This is a genomic window from Chloroflexus sp. MS-CIW-1 (assembly GCF_030444705.1).
Taxonomy (GTDB): Bacteria; Chloroflexota; Chloroflexia; order Chloroflexales; family Chloroflexaceae; genus Chloroflexus.
The window spans coordinates 2,537,926-2,557,288 of the sequence record NZ_JAUBWR010000001.1 but is presented as its reverse complement, the minus strand read 5'-3'; the positions used below and the strand labels follow the sequence as shown (position 1 = coordinate 2,557,288).

The 19,363-nt window shown below is 54.8% G+C and carries 13 protein-coding genes and 2 tRNA genes; 9 read left to right on the top strand and 6 right to left on the bottom strand.

Features of this window, described 5'->3' with window-relative positions:
• Positions 1-156: 156 nt before the first annotated feature.
• The 9 genes from QTO31_RS10105 (at position 157) to QTO31_RS10065 (ending at position 11,160) form a co-directional block, all read left to right on the top strand.
• Positions 157-2,568 (top strand): hypothetical protein, encoded by a 2,412-nt coding sequence (locus QTO31_RS10105; RefSeq protein ID WP_301428978.1) that lies wholly within the window; start codon positions 157-159, stop codon positions 2,566-2,568.
• A 12-nt stretch (positions 2,569-2,580) separates the two neighbouring features.
• On the top strand, positions 2,581-3,438 hold the full coding sequence (locus QTO31_RS10100) for a class I SAM-dependent methyltransferase (protein WP_301428977.1): 858 nt from the start codon (positions 2,581-2,583) through the stop codon (positions 3,436-3,438).
• Positions 3,435-5,090 carry a polysaccharide biosynthesis C-terminal domain-containing protein gene (locus QTO31_RS10095; protein ID WP_301428976.1) on the top strand — a complete coding sequence of 552 codons (1,656 nt, stop codon included), beginning with the start codon at positions 3,435-3,437 and terminating at the stop codon, positions 5,088-5,090. The genes QTO31_RS10100 and QTO31_RS10095 overlap by 4 nt, the downstream gene beginning before the upstream one ends.
• Positions 5,091-5,099: 9 nt before the next feature.
• Positions 5,100-7,331: a hypothetical protein gene (locus QTO31_RS10090; RefSeq protein WP_301428975.1), complete on the top strand. Its 2,232-nt coding sequence runs from the start codon at positions 5,100-5,102 to the stop codon at positions 7,329-7,331.
• A 3-nt stretch (positions 7,332-7,334) separates the two neighbouring features.
• Positions 7,335-8,471 carry a glycosyltransferase family 4 protein gene (locus QTO31_RS10085; protein ID WP_301428974.1) on the top strand — a complete coding sequence of 379 codons (1,137 nt, stop codon included), beginning with the start codon at positions 7,335-7,337 and terminating at the stop codon, positions 8,469-8,471.
• Between the two features lie 141 nt (positions 8,472-8,612).
• Positions 8,613-9,833, top strand: a complete 1,221-nt coding sequence (locus QTO31_RS10080; RefSeq protein WP_301428973.1) for a glycosyltransferase family 4 protein — start codon at positions 8,613-8,615, stop codon at positions 9,831-9,833.
• Positions 9,834-10,036: 203 nt separating this feature from the next.
• Positions 10,037-10,112: transfer RNA gene (locus QTO31_RS10075), tRNA-Ala, on the top strand.
• 6 nt (positions 10,113-10,118) lie between these two features.
• Positions 10,119-10,194, top strand: a tRNA-Ala gene (locus QTO31_RS10070).
• A gap of 72 nt (positions 10,195-10,266) precedes the next feature.
• Positions 10,267-11,160, top strand: coding sequence for an isoaspartyl peptidase/L-asparaginase family protein (locus tag QTO31_RS10065; RefSeq protein ID WP_301428972.1), 894 nt, complete (start codon positions 10,267-10,269; stop codon positions 11,158-11,160).
• Positions 11,161-11,593: 433 nt separating this feature from the next.
• On the opposite strand, the gene hepT is transcribed toward QTO31_RS10065, so the two are convergent.
• The 6 genes from hepT to QTO31_RS10035 all read right to left on the bottom strand — a co-directional run bounded on the left by hepT (position 11,594) and on the right by QTO31_RS10035 (position 19,362).
• On the bottom strand, positions 11,594-12,031 hold the full coding sequence (gene hepT / locus QTO31_RS10060; protein ID WP_035419056.1) for a type VII toxin-antitoxin system HepT family RNase toxin: 438 nt from the start codon (positions 12,029-12,031) through the stop codon (positions 11,594-11,596).
• Entirely contained in the window at positions 11,937-12,440 is a 504-nt protein-coding gene (mntA, locus tag QTO31_RS10055; RefSeq protein WP_236631142.1) for a type VII toxin-antitoxin system MntA family adenylyltransferase antitoxin, read from the bottom strand. The genes hepT and mntA overlap by 95 nt, the downstream gene beginning before the upstream one ends.
• 242 nt (positions 12,441-12,682) lie before the next feature.
• The gene (locus QTO31_RS10050) at positions 12,683-14,383 is read right to left on the bottom strand and encodes a collagenase (protein WP_301428971.1); all 1,701 of its coding nucleotides are present in this window, start codon (positions 14,381-14,383) and stop codon (positions 12,683-12,685) included.
• A 24-nt stretch (positions 14,384-14,407) separates the two neighbouring features.
• Positions 14,408-15,265 (bottom strand): retropepsin-like aspartic protease, encoded by an 858-nt coding sequence (locus QTO31_RS10045; RefSeq protein ID WP_301428970.1) that lies wholly within the window; start codon positions 15,263-15,265, stop codon positions 14,408-14,410.
• The gene (locus QTO31_RS10040; protein ID WP_301428969.1) at positions 15,258-16,694 is read right to left on the bottom strand and encodes a cryptochrome/photolyase family protein; all 1,437 of its coding nucleotides are present in this window, start codon (positions 16,692-16,694) and stop codon (positions 15,258-15,260) included. Before QTO31_RS10040 ends, QTO31_RS10045 begins: the two co-directional genes overlap by 8 nt.
• 49 nt (positions 16,695-16,743) lie before the next feature.
• The gene (locus QTO31_RS10035) at positions 16,744-19,362 is read right to left on the bottom strand and encodes an ATP-binding protein (RefSeq protein WP_301428968.1); all 2,619 of its coding nucleotides are present in this window, start codon (positions 19,360-19,362) and stop codon (positions 16,744-16,746) included.
• Between the last annotated feature and the right edge of the window lies 1 nt (position 19,363).

Here is a 19,363-nt window from a genome sequence, read left to right as displayed (position 1 = left end):
CGGAAAACGAAAGCTTGTAGGGGGTTGGTATGTGCCCTCTACGCTCATTTTTCTACACCTTCCATTACCACTGCCAGAAACGAACGTTGCAAACCCATATCCGCAAAGCCGTGGCAACGAACGTGGTACAATGCGGCGGTGAGAAAAACAAGGAATGTGCGCTATCTGCACATATTGGGCGATGCGATGACACCTTCACTCTTAAAACGACGAACTGAGATCATAACCAATCTCCAGACCCATCGTGTATCTGGTGTTGTGCTGCCGATGCTCTGGCTGGCAATTGTTACGGTTGCCGTACTCGTCGTGAGCTACGCAGTACGTCCAGCGGTATTTGTTGATATTGGCGATAACCGTGATGGCGCGTTTCTGGTGCGCTTTAACGCCCGTGAAATTGATGCGGCTGGTCCATTTGAGCGATTTGAATGGCCGGCAGGTGCGGCAACGGTAACGATCCCTGGTCAGCGTAAGGGGGTATGGCTGGCGCGGATTGAAGCACGGCCGGAAGCTGATCCGATCATCTTGCAACGTGAGTCGGCAGCAGCAGTGAATGGCGTGCGTGTCGAGATGCCGCGCCGGAACGGGCGTGAGATGTTCGTAAAGATTCCAGCCCATATTGCGGCAGCGCCGACCCTGACCTTTGAATTGGTTTCAGCATTGGTCGGTGGCGAAACACCGCCTGCTGGTGTGCCGTTAGCGGTTGAATTGGCACCTGCCCGTACTTATCGCTGGAGCACCGACCAGAGCGAGATATTGTTTCCGCGTCTAGGGCAGGGAAGCTGGATTTTGCGACTCGATGCGGTCGTTGCCCACCCTGATGGTTCGCCGGTGAATGCGCGGCTGCAAGTAAACGGGGTTGAACTGGCCCGTTTGCCTGAACAACCGCAGATGCGACGATTACAACTCCTGATCCCGGCGGCATTAATGGGGAGCGGTGATCTGAGACTTTCGTTACAAGCCGAGCCATACCGTGATCCACGACCGTTAGGGGTGCTGATTGCCGATATTTCGGTTGCTCCCGTCGATAGCTCGTGGTTGACAGTCTTGATCCCACCTCCAGCCGCCATCGGCCTGGCACTATTTACCGTTATCGGTCTGTTCGGCTGTTTCGCCTTACTGACCGTTGACATCAAGCGACGTTGGTGGCTCGATGCAACCGGTTGGGCAACAGCCGGCCTGACACTGGTTGTAGCAATGGCAGGGTGGGCAATCATCAGCTATCGCTTTCCCAGTGGGCAAATGATCGACCGTCTAGCCGCATTGACGGTACTGAGTCTGGGATTAATGCTATTAATGCGTCCACTTACGCACTGGTTGTTTCGACAGACGGGGGTGGCGGTATCGTCTGAGTTTACCGCCGCACTGTTGATCGTCTTCCTGGTCGGATTCTGGCTCAAAGGCATTGGCATGCTCTACCCCTATTTTGTCGGGATCGATGTCTTCTGGCATATGGATAAAGCACGCCGCATCATATTCGATGGTGCGCTGCCGCTCTACTATGGTGTGAATAGCCCGCTCAATGAGACCACAATGCCGGTAGCCGAGTGGGGACGCAACCCGCCGGTGATTCCATATTCACCCTGGTTTCATATCCTGGCAACAAGCTACGTGATCTTTCCCTGGCCGATGGAGACGACGGCGAATTTCGTTAGCCTGCTGATGGATATGTCGCGCGTAGTGCTGATCGCAGCAATTGCGCTCAAGGGTGGTTTTTCGCAGCGAACGGCACTGCTGGCCGGAGTGACCTATGCGGTGCTACCGGTAACCTTTTTGCTCCATATTTGGGGGAATGTACCGACTTCGGCCGGTCTGTGGCTCAATCTGCTTGTGCAGACGGCGATTCTACTGGCATGGGATCGTCTCGGTGAATGGCGAGTCCAGGTTTGGTTTGTTCCACTGCTCGTTCTTACCTTTCTCGTCTACACGGTCACCGGTGTCTTTACTGGTGTCTTCCTGGTTATTCTGACGCTGTTGGTCTGGCTGAATGCGCGACGCGGCGCCGAGTGGCGGGCGTTGTTGGCAGGGTTGCCTCCACTCTGGGTTGCGACAGCCGCTGCTCTTGGGCTGGCAATCGCGATCTACTACGGACAGTATTTTCTTCCTATTGTTGAGCGAACAGTGCCGTACCTGGCAACGGTCTTTACCCGTGGGCCGGAGACGGTTGGTGTTTCACGACCGCCATTCCTCGAATATCTATGGTCATTTGTGCCACATCTTGGCTATCATATCTGGCCGAATCACTACCTGTATTATGGCCTGGCTATTCCACTGATCTTCTTCTTGCCGGGCTATTGGGCGATGCGTTCACGACCGCTGCTCTGGCTGGTTGCTTCAACCTGGGGCACGGTTGCGCTGCTCTTCTTGCTGGCCGGTTATCGCATTTCAATGGTTGATAAGCAACTGTTCTATCTCATTCCCCTGATCTGTCTGGCATGGGCGATTATTGCCGAACGCCTGTGGGAGCGCCAGGCGGGCCGACTGTTTGTACTTGCGACGCTCTTGCTTTCGCTGGGAAGTGCGCTCTGGTTGTGGATCATGCGAATCAGTATTTCACCGGTACAGAATTAGGGTCTTGACGGTATGAGCGATCCAAGTCAAACGATCGATGAACAACTGGCTGCGGCGATTGATCCGTGGCTCCAACATATGACCTGGCGCCGTGACTTTAGCGCGTGGCGTGAGCGTCGGTTACATCAAGAGCGTTATCAAACCGAACGCCTGGCCCAGGTTCGGCGGGTGATGGGTGAAGTGCAATCGCTACGTATCCTCGATCTGGGAGCCGGCATGGGCGGCTTTGCCGTTGCCGCATCCCTGGCCGGGGCGCGGGTTACAGCGTGCGAGTACAACCCTGACTATTGTCGAATTATTCGGCTGCGGGCGGCGCGTTACCAGTTGTCTCTACCGATTATCAATGCTGCCGGCGAAGCCTTACCATTGCCCCATGCAGCGTTTGATCTGGCAGTCGCGTGGGATGTGCTCGAGCATGTCAATGATCCCGTTGCGGTCTTACGCGAACTGGCCCGCGTGTTGCGGCCAGGTGGTCATGCGTTGATAACGGCAATTAATCGCCGGGCCTGGATCGATCCGCATTACCACATGCGAGGGATCAACTGGTTGCCTAGACCACTGGCTGAATTGGTGATTGAGCTGCGTGGCCGCACGAAACGAGGGGCTGCCTTTCGTGATATGCAGCGGCTGAGCGAAATGCACTACTTTCACTACCACGATCTGGTGCGTCTGTGCAATCAATTGGGCTTTACCGTGACCGATTTACGAGAACAGGCGTTGCTGGCCGGTCAGTTGCCGAGTCGAAAACCACTACGACGGGCGATGCGGCGCGTGTTGCGCCGGATCGGGCTTGAGCAGACTGCCTATCGCTGGCAACGTCGTTTCTACGCCGGTATGTTCGAGCTAGATTTGCGCAAGGAGGGCGTATGACGATCCGGCGTCCGTCGTTAGCGACTCAGGTGTCGCAGGCGGTGTTGTGGAATACCCTCTTTGCACCGTTACGATTACTGGCTGAAGTCATCGCCACGCTGATTAAGCTTAATCAACTTTCTCAGGCTGGTTTCGGTATCATTACTCTGGTACGTGGCGCCAGCAATCTGTTCGGCACTGCGCTCGATCTGGGGATTGCCCGTGCTCTCCCGAAGTATATTCCTGAAACCGAACGAACCGGAGGCGCACGGGCAGCACGGCGTCTGTTTCTTCTGGTCGCTAGCTTGCAGTTGATGATTCTGGTTATCATTGCCACAGGTTTAGCCCTGGCGCACCGTCAGATCGAAGCGTATTTACAGGGTCTGTTACGCGGTGAGGTGAGTGTCGAAGCTGCTGCACGAGCAGAGCTGAGCCAGTTTGTGGCCGAGTTCCACTGGTTTATCATCGCAGCGATTGTTATCTTGCTGGGGCTGGGAGCACTCTACGATTTGCTCATGGCGGTACTGAGTAGCTTCTTTCGCCAAAAGGCCTGGAACAGTATTACGTTGGTAGCCGGATTGCTCCCGCAGGTGCTGGTTGTGATCGCCATCCTGGTTCTCCCTGACCGCTGGGATATTCCAGGTGTGTTGATCGCGATGATTGTTGCACCGGCCATTGCCGTGATGCTGGCTGGCTGGCAAGTCTGGCGTTTACAGTCTGGTCTAACCGGCGAACCTCGTGCAAGCCTGCTTGCCGATCTGCGTGACGGATTACGTGATTTATGGCAAGCCCTGCCGCCTGGCTTCATCCGCTATGCCGGTGTCTCGTATTTAATGACAGCAACCGATTTCATTGCCAGTTTTGAGTTTATCAATTTTTTCAACCGTGATATTCGTGATGTTTCGTTACTGGCCGCCGGTGCATTGCTGGTGCGTATGTCGCTCAGCTATCTCTACACGCCGTTAGTCGGCGTGCAGGTACCACTCTTTACGCGGGTACGTCAGGGTGAAGGTGGCACTACCAATGGCGCGTACCAGTCGCTGATCCGCTTGCAGTTGTTGTTGATGGTACCGGGAGGTGTTGGTTTAATCTTGTTAGCTGCACCGGCGTTACTGGTCATCAGTCCGCAATATTTCGACGCTGCGCCAATCGTGTGGGTATTGACCCCATGTCTGTTTGGCGAGAGTATGCTGACCACTGCTCATAATGCGCTGATGGTCAATGAACGTCTCAAAGTGGTGATTGCTGCGCGACTGGTGGCATTACTCACGGTGATGGTGCTCGCATTCTGGCTTCCGGCCCAGTTTGGCCTGATCGGGATGGCGCTGACCTTCGGGCTGGCACGAGTAGCTGCCGGTCTGGTAGTAACGCTGGCCGGTATGCGTTTCCTGGGGCTGCGCTGGCCGTGGCGTTTTACCTTTCGGGTGAGCGGGGCGACTGTGCTAATGACTATCGTGGTTGCTGTCTTGCGTGACCTGATCGTTGTACCAACCGGAACAGTTGATCTGATCGCACGCCTGGGGCTGGCTATCCAATTATTACTGTTGGCGGGTATCGGCGCATTGTGCTTTCTCGTTGCCCTGCGCCTGTTCGGTGGATTGGAGCAAGCTGATCGCACGCAAGTGCTCCAGTGGCGCATCCCCTTCCGCCAATTGCTGCAACGCCTGATTTGAGGATTGACCATGATACGCGGCGACCAACGCCTGATGACGGTGATCATCCGTCCATGGCTTGTGCTAAACCATGCCCAAAGAATCGCTCTGCTGCAAGGATTCATGGCATACCTGACAATCGCCCTGCTGATTGTTGGTGTCAATTGGTTAGTGGCGAACGTTGCTCGGCCATTAACCCTGGCGCCGGCGAGTGTCAGCCGCTGGCTTATGGTTGGATTAAACCAGGTTGAACCGAGTGAATTTGGCGATTTTCGTTGGACAACTGGCGAGAGTCGGTTGTGCATTGAAGGTGTTGGCTACGCATCACGTAGTCTGGTAAGTGTGCGGTTGGCGGGGGCGTATGCACGCTCACTTGGGACAGAAACGGTGACACTGATTGCCGGTCGTGCAGTACCGGTAACAGTAGCGCTGGCGCCAGAATTGCGCCGTTATACGCTCTTAACCGGCGTTGATCAACAATCGGCTACGCCTGTCTGCCTCACTATTCAGAGCAATGCAGTGCGTGATCCGAACAATCCCCGCTGGTTGGGTGTACCGTTCTACGGCTTGGAGGTACAGCCACTACCGGCGGCTGCGCCGGTGATCCCTGATCCAATTTCACTGGCGATCGGTCTTGCTCTGGCGCTGGGATGGCTGACCATTCTCCATCTGAGTGGCGTGCCGCTTCTGGTAGCAACGACGATGGTTGCTGTCGGCATTGGTCTGGTTGGGTATAGTCTGATCAGTGGTCTGGTGCCGTTTGGGGTTGGTACGCTACGCTGGTCATTACCAACCGTTGTTGGTATCTGGCTCGGTGGAGCTGGATTACTGGTCACCCGCTCTCGCCGTCTTCGCCAGAACCGGTTTAACGAGTTGCTGGCTACTCTCTTCTGGGGTGTGGTCATATTGGTCACATTCTGGCTCTTACAACAAATCAGCGGTCATCGTGGGGTCTGGCCGCTTAAGTCGCGGATCGACCCGTCGTTTACCTGGTGGGTATTCGTCCCAATCGTGCTAGCCATCGGCTGGTTTGCACTTGGATTACGGTGGCTGACCCGTCCGCTCTCGGCAGGGTTGGTTGTTATCTATACGCTGGGCGGAGCACTGGCATTACCGGTTTTATTTGACATAACCGTTCATGGTGTAGATGCACCGATTGCGCTCTTTCGGGACAGTCCTTATGAATATCTGCGCGATACTCCGCAGGTCGCCGGTGATCCACTTAGATTTCTGGCAAACTTTGAGACGATTGCACCGAGACTGTCAGTGCACGGTAGTACCCATCCGCCAGGCGCTATCTTGTTTTTGTGGCTAATCGAACAGATATTTGGACCAGGAGCAGTTGCTACCAGTTGGATCACTATCGGACTGACAGCCCTCATCCCGCTGGTTGCGGTCTGGCTGGGTTGGCAGATCGGTGGCAGTCGTCTAGCTCTGGCTGCCGGGATGTTGGCCGTAGTGTTGCCTGGTCAGATGATCTACGGTGTCACGTCACTCGATGGCGTTTTCAGCCTGCTCATTGCTGCTGGCGCAGCCGCATTTTTCCTCGCGCTTGAACCGCCGTACCGGGTATGGCTCGCAGTAGTGGCCGGTCTGTGCATCGCAGCGGCTCTGTTTATGACCTATGCAACCACGCAACTCTTCTTCTTTGGTGTAGCCGCAGCCAGCTTTGCCCTCGCCCGTTATATTCCGCACATGGGTTGGCGTACTGTATTGGTCGGGGTTGTCCGCCAGGGAGCAATAACCGCTGGGATCATTATCGGTATCTACCTCATCCTCTTCATGGCTACCGGTTTCAACGTGATCAGCGCATCACGCATTGCGACCCAGATCAATGGTGAAATGATGGGTCGTTTTCGCGAATATGGGCCACCGCCTACACCATTTCTGCCACCGAGTTACGACTACTATCTACGGTTTGCGGCTGCTAATCTGGTTTCATATCTGGCTTTCCTTACTCCTTGGGGACTGGCGGCGCTGAGTAGTCTCTTTTTGAAGGCTATCACAGTAGGCTGGCAGCCACTTTGGGCTGCATTGTTGGGGGCGTTAGGAGCGTTGGTGCTTGGTATGTGGCTGAGTGGTCTGTTCAATCGCGAGGTCGAACGGATCTGGATGTTCACCTATCCGTTCGTGGCAGTACTGGTTGCTTATCAGCTCGGTGATGGTTCAGTGGCGCAACTCCGTTGGCGTTTGATCATCTATCTAGGGCTGACTCTGGCATTCTTTGTCATTATGAAGTTAACGCTCTACACCATCTGGTAGTCTATGCGTATTGCCCTTTACAATCTGACAACGACCACCAAGATTGGCGGAGTTGAGAGCTTTGTCTGGGATCTGGCCCGTGAGCTGGCGAAAAGAGGCCATGCGGTTGATATTTTGGGTGGGGTCGGGCAACGACGTGAGGCCGCGCCTGGAGTCCGTGTCTACACCTTTCCCTACATTTCACGGCGGATTTGGCAAGCGTTGCCGCCGCTACGACGTGCCTACGCTGAAGCCAAGCTTCTCGAGCGGTTGACAATGGCGGTTGCCGCGTTGCCAACACTGGTACGTGGGAAGTATCAGATTATTCACTTGCAAAAACCGTATGATCTGGCGCCTGCTTTGCTGGCGCGACGGCTCAGTGGGGCACGGGTGATTCTTGGTTGCCATGGCGAAGACTTCTACCGTGGCGACCGATGGCTGGCCCGCCAGGTTGATGGTGCCGTTTCTTGTTCACGCTTCAACGCCCAAACCATCGCTCGTCGCTACGGTTTTACGCCGGAAGTGGTTTTCAACGGGATCGATACTAGTCTGTTTCACCCGCAACCACCCGATCCAACGCTGCGGACACGTCTCGCTTTGCCGCCGACCGCGCCGTTATTGCTGTTCGTCGGTCGGTTGCAGCCGTGGAAAGGAGTTGAGACGGCGATCCGGGCATTGACCCAGATCGACGATGCGATTCTATTGATTGCCGGTGATGGTGAAGACCGGCCACGCCTGTCAGCGCTTGCGTATGAGCTTGGGCTGGTCAATCGGGTACGCTTTCTGGGGAATGTACCCAGACAGCAACTGCCAACGTTCTATGCCTCGGTTGATCTGCTGGTAGCAACTAGCCACGCGAGTGAAACCTTTGGGATTGGGCCGGTTGAAGCACAGGCCTGTGGTCTCCCGGTTGTGGCCACTCGTTTCGGTGGCTTTCCTGAGGTCGTGGCCGATGGTCAAACCGGGTTGCTGGTCCCACCGCGTGATCCGGAAGCACTGGCGAATGCGGTAAACTCGTTACTGAGCGATCCGGTGCGACGGGCAGCGCTTGCCGCCGCCGCACCAGTCTGGGCAGCACAGTTTGCCTGGCCGGCAATTGTGGATCGGATTGAAGCAGTCTATCGAGCAGTGCTGCAAGAGTCAGCACAACAACACGCTTGATACAATAGAACAACATTCCTCTCTGCCAGCGGGGGAAGTACGGAAGTCGGATACACGAACGAGCACCGGCATTCGCTGCTCCCGATTCTACAGGCAGAATGCGTGATGGCGCAAATGGATTGACTATCTCGTGAACACGGTATGCGCATTCTGATTATTGGTTTGGGTGGCGTCAGCCGCAATTTTCGGAACTGGCCTGAACGCACGTTAGGTCAGGCTCTGGTCGCTGCTGGTCATGAAGTGATGGCGCTCACATACTGGCAGCCCGATCAACCACATCTTGGTCTTTCGGCACGGGTTGAGGAAATCGACGGGATCATTGTGCGACGGGTGCGTCCGCAACTCTGGCCTGGGTATGAAACCATTGCTGCCCTTGAGACGCTACCACGCCCGGACATTGCCCATGTGATTCACCCCCGTAACGTATTGGCTTTGCAGGCGGTGCGTTGGTTGCGCCGATGGGGTATTCCGATAGTGTGGACCTGGCTCGGCCCGTATCATGATCGTTGGCTGGTTGCTGACCGTGAGCGTCCTTATGAGTCATCGGTGCACCCCGAACGGTTAATTTACTCATTTCGGCAACTCATCCGGCGTGGATTGCAAGATGGAAACTGGCGTGATCACTGGCGAAACTACGCCATTCACCGTCCCCTGCGTGATGTCACTGCCTTCATTCCCTGTTCACATCATGAGGCGCAGGTACTGCGTTCTCTCGGTTTTACGCAACCAATGACCGTCATTCCGCTCTGGCTCGACATGGATTTTATGACCGGCCCATCACCGGAGCTAGCGTTGAATGTAACGCCACCAATCATTCCTTACATTGGACAACTAACTCCGCGTAAGGGTTACGATCTCCTGGTGGCAGCGATGCCAGCAGTGATTGCGCGTTACCCGCAAGCCAGTTTTGTCTTTGTTACTCATAACCCGGCTCAGCGCACCGAATTACAACGTCTTGCCGAGAAGGCTGGTGTGGCTGCTAATCTGCACTTTCTTGGTACTCTGAGTGAAGAACAGAAGCTGGCGCTCTTGCGGGCCAGCGCTATCTTACCTTTTCCATCACGCTACGAGGGGTTCGGTCTGCCCATCCTGGAGGGTATGGCCGTTGGTGTACCGGTTATCAGCACTGACATCCCGGTGATTAATGAACTCATTCGCGATGGTGAAGATGGGCTACTCGTGCCCTATAACGACGCGGCTGCGTTAGCGAACGCCATACTGCGGGTGCTTGATGATGCCGCGTTACGTACTCGATTGATAGCCGGTGGTCAACGGGCAATGCGTGAGCGCTTCGCACCTCAACAGTTGGTTGCTCAGGTATTGGCGACCTATCAACTGGCACGGGAGATAGAAGGTGCGTAAAAGAGGCACATTCCCCCGCTCCCACCACCTTCTTATCCCTATGTGGGCGACTCGCTCCCCTTCCGCTCGCCTTGTGGAAGAAGGGAGCACGGGAAAGTGAGGGGGACAGATGAGCTGTGCAGCACGGGCACCAAACGTGTTACGCGGAAGAGCATTGTTTGACATTCCTTTGCGGTCGTGGTAAGATAAAACGGTGTGAGCGCGGGGGTGTAGCTCAGTTGGAAGAGCGCGACAATCGCACTGTCGAGGTCAGGGGTTCGAATCCCCTCACCTCCACCAGGGTAAGGGGCCATAGCTCAGTTGGAAGAGCGCAACACTGGCAGTGTTGAGGTCAGGGGTTCGAATCCCCTTGGCTCCACCACCATCAATTCGCCGCCTTGTGGCGGCGCTTTTGTTTTCAGCTTGTAAGGAAATAGCAGGTGAACCGGTGGCAATGGAATCATCACAGGCGATCATTGTGCATGGTGGCGCGTGGGCTATTCCTGATGATCAGGTAACAGCCCATATTGCTGGCTGTGTTGCTGCTCGTACCGCTGGCTGGCAGGTTCTTCAGAACGGTGGTAGTGCACTCGAGGCGGTTGAAGTAGCAGTACGAGTGATGGAGGATGACCCGATCTTTGATGCCGGTACCGGATCAGTATTGACCAGTGCCGGTACGGTTGAACTTGATGCTGCCCTGATGGATGGACGAACCCTGCGCTACGGTGCAGTGGCCGGATTACGCCGAATCCGCAACCCGATCATGCTGGCGCGCTATGTGTTGCAGGGGCCGGCAACGATGCTGGTTGGCACGGGCGCCGAGGAGTTTGCGGCAACGGTTGGCATTCCCCTTTGCGAGAATGCCGAGCTGATTGTGGAACGTGAACGGCGCTTGTGGCTCGAATGGAAAGAAAAGGGCGCTCTGCCACCCCCTCCTACCAGTGGTCACGATACTGTCGGCGCGATTGCCCTTGACCGCGAAGGAAATCTGGTGGCGGCTAATTCAACCGGTGGCACGCCGTTTAAGCTGCCGGGTCGGGTCGGCGATACTCCCCTGGTTGGGTGTGGATTGTACGCAACTCCTGTTGGTGCAGCAGTATGTACCGGTTGGGGCGAGTCGATCACACGAGTGGCCCTGGCGCGAAGAGTGGTTGAGCTACTTGAAGATGGTTTGCCGCCGCAGGTGGCTGCCGAGCGCGGGATTCATCTGTTAGCCGAACTAGTTGCCGGTGGTCGTGGGGGCGTTATTGTCTTGACACCGAATGGTGAGGTTGGTCTGGCGTGGAATACGTCACGAATGGCGTATGCCTACATAACCAGCCACGGTGCGGCTCAGGCTGGCGTGTAAAGGTAGAACCCGACAGGGGAGACTCCTCGCCGTGATGGGGGCACTAGAGCGTGGTAGTGCTATGCTACCACGGAATGTATGATCCATCAGGCATTAGTGGGTTGACAGATCGATAGATAGTACCCGAGGGCCGACGAGTAGAGACACGGCAGCGCCGTATCCCTACAGAATCGAACGGCATAGGTGATGATGAACCACCTGCATTGCCGATCTGTGCATCCGATACCCATCGTCTAGTAGGGGGCGTTGCGGAAACTGCCCCTCTATTGGTTTGATCCGAAACACCCTTCTGGAGTGAGCGGTAAGAAATACCAGTTTCGCTCCAGTAGGGAGACTCAGTTTCCGATTTTCGGATAGGCACTGCGAGCATGATCAATAACCCGGTTTTTTGATCACATTTGAACATCGCAAAAAGACATCTTGAGCAGTTGTATCATGGGTTTATCGAGCTGCGATTGCTCAACCATGTGCGGATTAAATCCGCAAAGTGAGCCAGATCGTCTAGTTTTGCTAGACTCGCGTACACCTCATTCCAATCCACGGTGAGATACTCGTGAACCAGGATATTCCGCAAACCTGCAATTGGTGCAAGACGCCTGGCGAATGCTGGAGATACTATCCCTAGTTCTCCCATCCGAAGAATTGCCTCATAATAGCTACTCGGTTTCTGGGCGCCTTCCAGTGCGATAATCCGGTGACAGATGTCGATACAGCATTGCGCTGCTACCTCTAAATTGCGCTCCACAATGTCGCGCAAGTATGGATCACTCATAAACTCAGTTTGTGGTCGACTGCGTAGCGGTGTCAGACGAGCCAAGCGCTCGTAGAGTTCGTCCAAGCGCCTCTCGATACCGCTGAACTCGACGCTCATTGCCTGTCCCTTTCACGATCTCCTGGCGCTGTGCTCGCAAAAAAGGGAGATAATCTCCGTAACGACTCATAACCTCTGCTTCATACTCGATTCGTTCGGCAATTGAGTGTTGGTACACGATCTTGCCTTGCGCAATGACAGCATAGGCTAATTCGATTGGTGCCTGATTAAGAATAATTACATCTATCTTCTTCCCGTCCAGTAGTTGCGAAAAGAGATATTCGAGCTGTGATATTGTTTGTATTACTGACACTCCGTGCCTGAGCAGAACCGCCAGATCAACGTCACTCAGCGGTCCGGTCTCACCGCTTACCTGCGACCCGAAGAGGTAGACAAGACGAATATCTGGTTGAGTGTGAATCATTGCTTCGATCTGCTGCTGCAAATGCTGAATATCTAGCGCTGGCATGAGCGTTTCCTTACTTCCTCACTGCACCCACTGCCTGACACCGTGCAAAAATGACAGTAAAGGAATAATACGTGGTGCAGATGGATTCGTCGGTCTGAATGTCGAAGGCGAGCACGACGTTCTTTTGGAAAGTATATCATCGTTATTGCGCATTATACATAGCGGTAAGGGGAAGATACGATGAACGAATAGGCGTGGCACTGTCACACGCTTACGGTATACGTCCCTGCGCTACCACTCCCCTACGCTGTGCACCAGCGCTCTATAGCCGCATGCCAATCAGCTTCGGCAGCCTCCCAATCACGCCAACCACCTAGTCGCGGCCAATCGGCCAAACGGTAATTGCCGGTGCGCCAGGCTGTTGTCATATTCGTGATAGCTGTTGGTCGTTCGGTTAGCAGAAAATAGACCAGCGCCCACGCTGCCGGATAATCGAACGTTCCGTATTGATCGTAACCTTCACGACGTGCCACCAGATCGGCCAACACTGGTTTCAGGGATAAGCCACAGATGGTAGCGAGGTGGCGCGGATGCGGTTGTAATTTGCTAGCGTGCTGTGATTGGATGGCAAGAACTTCGGCAAATCCTTCGTCGAACCAGCCTTTAGGTTCCTGGTGATAACCAGGACTACGCCAATGACCAGGAAAGACATAAGCGGCGGTCACTGCATGACTCGTCTCATGCCGCAGTGTTTCAGATAGTGAGTTCGCAGTCTGGCCGACACCGCGTCGATAACTGTAGAGCACGCCTTGGGCAGCATCGTAGATGCCATCGACATCGACTGTGAAAGGGGTGAAGGCTCGCATATAGTCGCGGTACGCTGCCTGTGAGGGGAAGATCAAGACCTGTAGCGGTTGTTGTTCCTCACCAGGAATAGGAGTTTCCCCGACTGTCCCAAGCAGTTGCCGCGCCAGTGTATAGGTCTGAGCGACGATGGTTAGCAGCTCTGTGCTGTCGGTGGTGTCGGCTGGGCCGGTGCGTAGCTTGACGGTTGTCGTGGCAACTTCAACCGGTAGGGCCAGTTGTTCATAAGTGGTTTTCAATGCATGCCAACGGGGTGCGGTTGCCCATTCACCGGCCAGTCTATCGGCGGCGCGGGCCAGTGCTGCGTGTGCAGTCAGCGGTGTTGGGCTGCTCTCCAGGAAGGTGAAAAGTGCTTTTCCTCGCGGATCGCCCTCATCTTGGGCGACCGCGAGTGGTGGTGCGGTAGCTATCACACCGGCTACTAGTTGCTGCCAGGGTTCGAGGGTGCCGAGTTGATCACCGCGGAGAAAGCTAAGCGCTTCGGCGGCAGCAGTGCGGACGCCGGGATCGGCACTGTGAAGGGCATCGATCAGAAACTGTCGTGATGCTGTGCTTATCAGACCGCGCTCGGCGGCGATCAGGCGGGCGCGGGCGCGAGCGGCCCGATAGCGCAGTGCTGGCGCATAGGTGTCGCTAAGCGCGATGTGAGTCAGTGCCGGTGCAGCTTGCCAGCTCGGATAGTAGATGCTGTCGAGTAACCATACAGCATCTTGTAAGAGAAAGTTATCGTACTCGCGCTCGAGCAGCTCTATCGCCACCGTCTGAGTCTGCGACGCACGAAACTGTTTCATAAGTTCTGCAGCGCGTGTTGCTCGTTGGCTCTCTGCCAGACGCCCCAAAATGCGAAGGGCATTACGACGGGTGCGAGTATCAAAGGTGCTGCTGGTGGCAATATCCAACAATCGGTCAACATCATCCAGATTGATGCGCGGTCGCAGCGCAATCGTGATTTGCTCGGTACAATCGTAATTAGCCTGTGGCAATACCGCCAGCAGATCAGCGGTATCGGCGTAGGTTGCTTGCGGACATGCCGGCGTGCGGATTGGCGGTGGCTGAGCAGGAGCAATTGCCAGCTCTAGCCGTGATCCAGGTATGACAAGGAAAATCGTTGTCAATATGATAGCAAGCCACAAGCGCATACATGATGCTCAGATAATGATCGCTCACCGATCCAGGATACAAACTTCTCGCCGATAATCGAGCGTAACCCGACGAAACCGACTCAAGAACCGGTTTCCTATGTTCGCTCGGCCCTGTCGCCCAAGGTCGCCGTGATTTGTTACCGGTACATCAACCTCGACATCAGATAGGCGAAACGGTCCCACCTGAATCTCAACCGTTGTTCCGCAGAGCACGGGTGTTGCGGCAGCGAAACCGTGTCCGGTAGTTGCATGGACCGGTCGTTCGTTGAGGTGAAGACGGGCAGCAAGATCAGGGCTAAGTGTCAGCGCACTGTTTGAACCGGTGTCTATTGTAAGCAATACATCGAGAGCTGTACCGGTATCGGGGGACATAATCTGTGCGGTTAGAGCCGGAAAGTGCTCGAAGAAGTGTAGTGGTAACGTCGCACCGTTCGCTGTCGGTGGTGATGGCGCCAGGTCGGGGTGACAGAGCCGAGCTGTTTGTTTCACATAGTCAATGGTCAGATTGAGCCGGTGAAGGACATTGTAACCCAATACCAGATCAACCGGGAACGGCGCCGATTGCAGATCGACTGCCATGAGGTAGAGGTTGCGCAGCGTCAACTCACCGAGGCGCAGCCACGGCAGAACCGTCTCGGTGAACGGTACCGCGTCGGAAGTTGCATCAGAGCCGAGGGCAAAATCACCAAGGCGCAAATCAAGCCGACGTGCCAGCGCTAAGTCGATGGCCGAAGGATCAGTACCGGTGTCAAGTAAGACGAGGAGTGGCCGCCCGCCGAGGCCGGCAGCTCGACAGCGTATCACCTGCGGCTCCCAGATCAGCGGTATCTCGGTCATTCCACTGGCCGGAAAATGGAGTTGAGTCAGATCGTCAAGCATATCGTTCTGCCGATGGATTATCGTGCGTTACTGCCCGATAGAGTTCAAGCGCACGTTTGCGCTGGGTCGCATGATCAACGATTGGCGCCGGATAGTCACGTCCGATCTGCACACCGGCTCTTATCTGCTCGGCGAGCGGCATGGTATGTGGCTCGTGAATGTAACGCGCTGGGACACGAGCCAGTTCCGGTACATAACGTCGGACATACGCACCGTCGGGATCAAACTTTTGCCCCTGACTAACCGGATTAAAGATGCGAAAGTAGGGTTGGGCATCGGTACCAGTACCGGCAGCCCACTGCCAGCCACCATTATTAGCTGCCGGATCGCCATCAAGCAGCAGGTGCATGAAGTGGCGTTCGCCCCAACGCCAATCAACGAGCAGGTCTTTGGTCAGAAAAGAGGCGACGATCATGCGAGCGCGATTGTGCATCCAGCCTTCACGTTGCAATTGCCGCATCGCTGCATCAACGATAGGGTAGCCGGTCTGACCTTGTTGCCAAGCCGCAAAGAGGGTTGGATCATTCGGCCAGGCAATGCGATCATACACCGGTTTGAAGCTCCCACGGAGTGCGTGAGGAAAGTGATAGAGCACCTGTATGTAGAAATCACGCCAGATCAGTTCACCGATCCAACTCTCTGGGCCTGGCCCTGGTGGCGCATTCAATGCTGCCGAAAGACACTGCCGTGGTGACAAGATACCCATACGCAGGTAAGGTGACAGACGTGATGTACCGGCTGCGGCGAGCCGATCACGGCCCTGAGCATAGTCGATCAGCGGGCCGCGCACAAAGTGATCAAGAGCAGCAAGCGCTACAGCTTCACCAGCCGGAAACCGCGGCAGTTCCGCTGGAGCATCTGGAAACAGTTCGGTGAGTCGAGGGATCGGTTTACTGGGCGGTAAAGGAATGGTAGCTAACCCTGACATCTCTTGCACGCGCACCGGTTCTGTTGCCAAACGTGCTCGCCAGCGCTTTGCGTATGGTGTATAGACCGTATACGGTCGACCTTCAGCCGTCACCACTTCATCCATCTCAAAGATGACCAAATCCTTGTAGCTGTGCGTGCTGTAACCGGCAGCACGTAGTGACTGCTTAATCGCACGATCCCGACGGATAGCGTATGGGGTATAATCGCGGTTCCAGGTCACACCCGTTGCACCGGTTTCGCGTAGCAGGGCGATTAGCTCAGACAACGGTTCCCCGCGCCGTACCACCAGATACAGCCCAAGTGTGCGTAGCTCGGCATCGAGCGCAGCCAGACAATCGAGGAGGAACTGAGTACGTGCCGGACTGGCAAAGCGTCCATTCAAGATTGCATCATCGAAGATAAACACCGGCACGACTGCCCCACCAGCGGCGTGTGCAGCAGCTATCAGTGCAGTGTTATCACGTAACCGTAAATCGCGCCGAAACCAATGAATTAACATACAGCTCCAATTGCAAGATATGTGCTAGCATTCTTACATTATACGGCGACTAGTTGGTATAGTCTGATGTTACCCGCTGTAATAGACGACTCATCTTTTCCAGAAGGTCTTGCGAGCGGTACGGTTTGGGGATGAAGTCAGTATACAGATCGAGCGGGAGGCTATCATCGGTTACTTGCCCGGGATTACCACTCATCAGCAAAACCGGTAGTTTGGGATAGCGTTGGCGAATTGCTGCCAGCAACTCAAGCCCGTTTATACCCGGCATCGCCAGATCAACCAGAACAATATCAATCCCAAGTGCTGTTTCGGTCAACAGAGTCAATGCACCGTGACCGTTCGCTGCCTCTATGGTTACCATACCGGCTCGTTCGAGAATGCGGTTCAGTGTCGTTCGGATTGCCGCTTCGTCATCGACAATGAGTGCAGTTCCGCGCAGAATAATAGGCATGCTTTGAGGTTTGGCGGCAGGTGATATGGCCTTGCGCGTTGCGGGTAAGTAAACGGTAAACGTTGAACCAAGCCCCGGCGTACTATTGACCTGAATGGCGCCTTGATGTCGGCGAACAATTCCCTGAACAGCAGCCAGTCCTAACCCATGGCCCTTCGGTTTCGTGCTAAAGAAAGGATCAAAAATACGTCGTTGTGTAGCTTCATCCATACCGATACCGGTATCGCATACGGTAAGGGTGACATATTCACCCGGTTGAATGGTCGGCATCAGATTCAAGCGACGGAGATCGGCAGCCGTGAGGATGACCGCACCAGTACGGACCGTGACCGTTCCACCTCGCTCTCCGATCGCTTCAATTGCATTTGTGAGCAAATTTAACACTATCTGCCGGATTTGGCTGGCTTCTACCACAACTGGCGGGAGATTGCTGTCAAGCTCGTAGTGAATGGTGATCTGACCACTACTACTCCGATTGGTTGGCAATCGCAAAATATCACTCATCTCACGCACCAGCGTTGAGAGATCGACCATCTCTAACGAGCGTTGTCCACGTCCGGCATACACCAATAATTGGTTACACAGCTCAGCCGCCCGTTGTGCCGCCTGGTCGATGGCAGTCAGATGGGGCTGCAGCTGGTGATTTGGTGGTAAATCGAGTAAAGCCAGGCCGATATGTCCGATGATGCCAGTCAGCAAATTATTGAAATCGTGAGCAATACCACCTGCCAGTAAGCCAAGACTCTCAAGTTTCTGCGTTTGGAGCATCTGACTTTCGATGCGACGTCGTTCCTGTTCGGTGTAAAAGCGTTCAATAGCGACGGCTAACACTGTTGCCACACTTTGCAAAAAGAAGATCGCGCCGGTATCAAGCGGTGCAGGTGCATACACGATAAGCGCGCCGAAGCGCCGTTCTTGCCCACGAATAAAGATCACCGCGCCGTGCAGAGGTGTCTCTGGCGCACAGCGTTCGGCCAGGACAGAGGGTAATTGGCGCCAACCAGGATGGTCAGCGGGTAAATGACGGAAGAAATCATCTGGGAACGGCTGGTCAGGTACCTGACCCCATCGCTGACGTACCGTAGCAAGACCATCGGGATCGATGTCGATCAACGCAATCCCGCTGAGATGGAGTGTCTGCGCAGTCTGACTCATTGCAGCCGAAAAGAGTGTGTCGAGATCCGTATGAGCCAATGCTTCACGAGCCAGGGTCGCCAACTGTTCCTGTTGGGCAGCCAGCTCGGCCAGTCGTTCATTCGCACGGCGGAGTGGCGTAACATCTTGAAACGCAATGACCGCGCATAACCCTTCCGGCAACTCAACGATCTCGGCGGCCAACTGCACAAAATGCGTTGTTCCATCTTGACGGCAAAAACTGAACTCCACGTCCCTGATCGTTCCCTGCTGATGCAATGTGTTGACAATGGTTGACCATTGTGCAGGTAATTGAGACCAATCGAGTTCATCGATCCGCTGCTTGATAAGCTGATCGCTGCTTAGTTCAAAAAATTCACGACAGGTCGCGTTTGCGTTCAGAATCAGGTTATCGGCGAGACGTACTATCAGCGTCGCAAACGGTGTGGAATCGAACAGGCGGGCAAGTTTTTCTTCCGAGATACGTAACCGTTGCTCAACAATTTCACGTTCGTTTAGTTCTCTTTGCGCCTCCCGAATTGATCGGGAGAAATGACTGATGACATGCGTGATAGTACGGGCCGCCAGGAGAAAGTAGAAGATGTAGGTAACGAACCAAAACAGCGCTGATGATGAAGCAGGATGGGGTGGAAGAAGATCGTCAGCATAGACAAACACTGCACTAACCGCAATAGAGAGAACTGTTATCAGCCAGGCGCCACGCTGACCAAGCAAGATACCGGAAATAATCACAACTAATGGTAAAGCGACAAAGGCTGGTGATTGCAGCCCACCACCAATGAACGCTGCGACGATCAACGTTAGCCAGAGGGCGCCGACAGCCAGGATACCCGCAGCACGTAGAGAATTGTTTTGTAACAATCGTAATGAACTAAGAAGTACAACCAGAAGTGGAACAACGATGAGCAGACGTAATGGGATCAGCGTTGGATCGATAGGTACGAGAATCGTATAGCTGAACACCATCAACAGGAGTAGCCCGATCAGCTCACGTAAAAGTTGATACCTATGCTGGTGTAGATAGTCTTTCGTTGCGGAAGGGGGATCGGGAAAAGCAGTCATG

Excerpts from the sequence above, each read along its gene's own strand:
- hepT (WP_035419056.1), bottom strand. The coding sequence starts at position 12,031 with ATGAGCGTCGAGTTCAGCGGTATCGAGAGGCGCTTGGACGAACTCTAC.
- QTO31_RS10045 (WP_301428970.1), bottom strand. The coding sequence starts at position 15,265 with ATGCTTGACGATCTGACTCAACTCCATTTTCCGGCCAGTGGAATGACC.
- QTO31_RS10090 (WP_301428975.1), top strand. The coding sequence starts at position 5,100 with ATGATACGCGGCGACCAACGCCTGATGACGGTGATCATCCGTCCATGG.
- QTO31_RS10040 (WP_301428969.1), bottom strand. The coding sequence starts at position 16,694 with ATGTTAATTCATTGGTTTCGGCGCGATTTACGGTTACGTGATAACACT.
- mntA (WP_236631142.1), bottom strand. The coding sequence starts at position 12,440 with ATGCCAGCGCTAGATATTCAGCATTTGCAGCAGCAGATCGAAGCAATG.
- QTO31_RS10085 (WP_301428974.1), top strand. The coding sequence starts at position 7,335 with ATGCGTATTGCCCTTTACAATCTGACAACGACCACCAAGATTGGCGGA.
- QTO31_RS10050 (WP_301428971.1), bottom strand. The coding sequence starts at position 14,383 with ATGCGCTTGTGGCTTGCTATCATATTGACAACGATTTTCCTTGTCATA.
- QTO31_RS10100 (WP_301428977.1), top strand. The coding sequence starts at position 2,581 with ATGAGCGATCCAAGTCAAACGATCGATGAACAACTGGCTGCGGCGATT.
- QTO31_RS10035 (WP_301428968.1), bottom strand. The coding sequence starts at position 19,362 with ATGACTGCTTTTCCCGATCCCCCTTCCGCAACGAAAGACTATCTACAC.
- QTO31_RS10065 (WP_301428972.1), top strand. The coding sequence starts at position 10,267 with ATGGAATCATCACAGGCGATCATTGTGCATGGTGGCGCGTGGGCTATT.
- QTO31_RS10080 (WP_301428973.1), top strand. The coding sequence starts at position 8,613 with ATGCGCATTCTGATTATTGGTTTGGGTGGCGTCAGCCGCAATTTTCGG.
- QTO31_RS10095 (WP_301428976.1), top strand. The coding sequence starts at position 3,435 with ATGACGATCCGGCGTCCGTCGTTAGCGACTCAGGTGTCGCAGGCGGTG.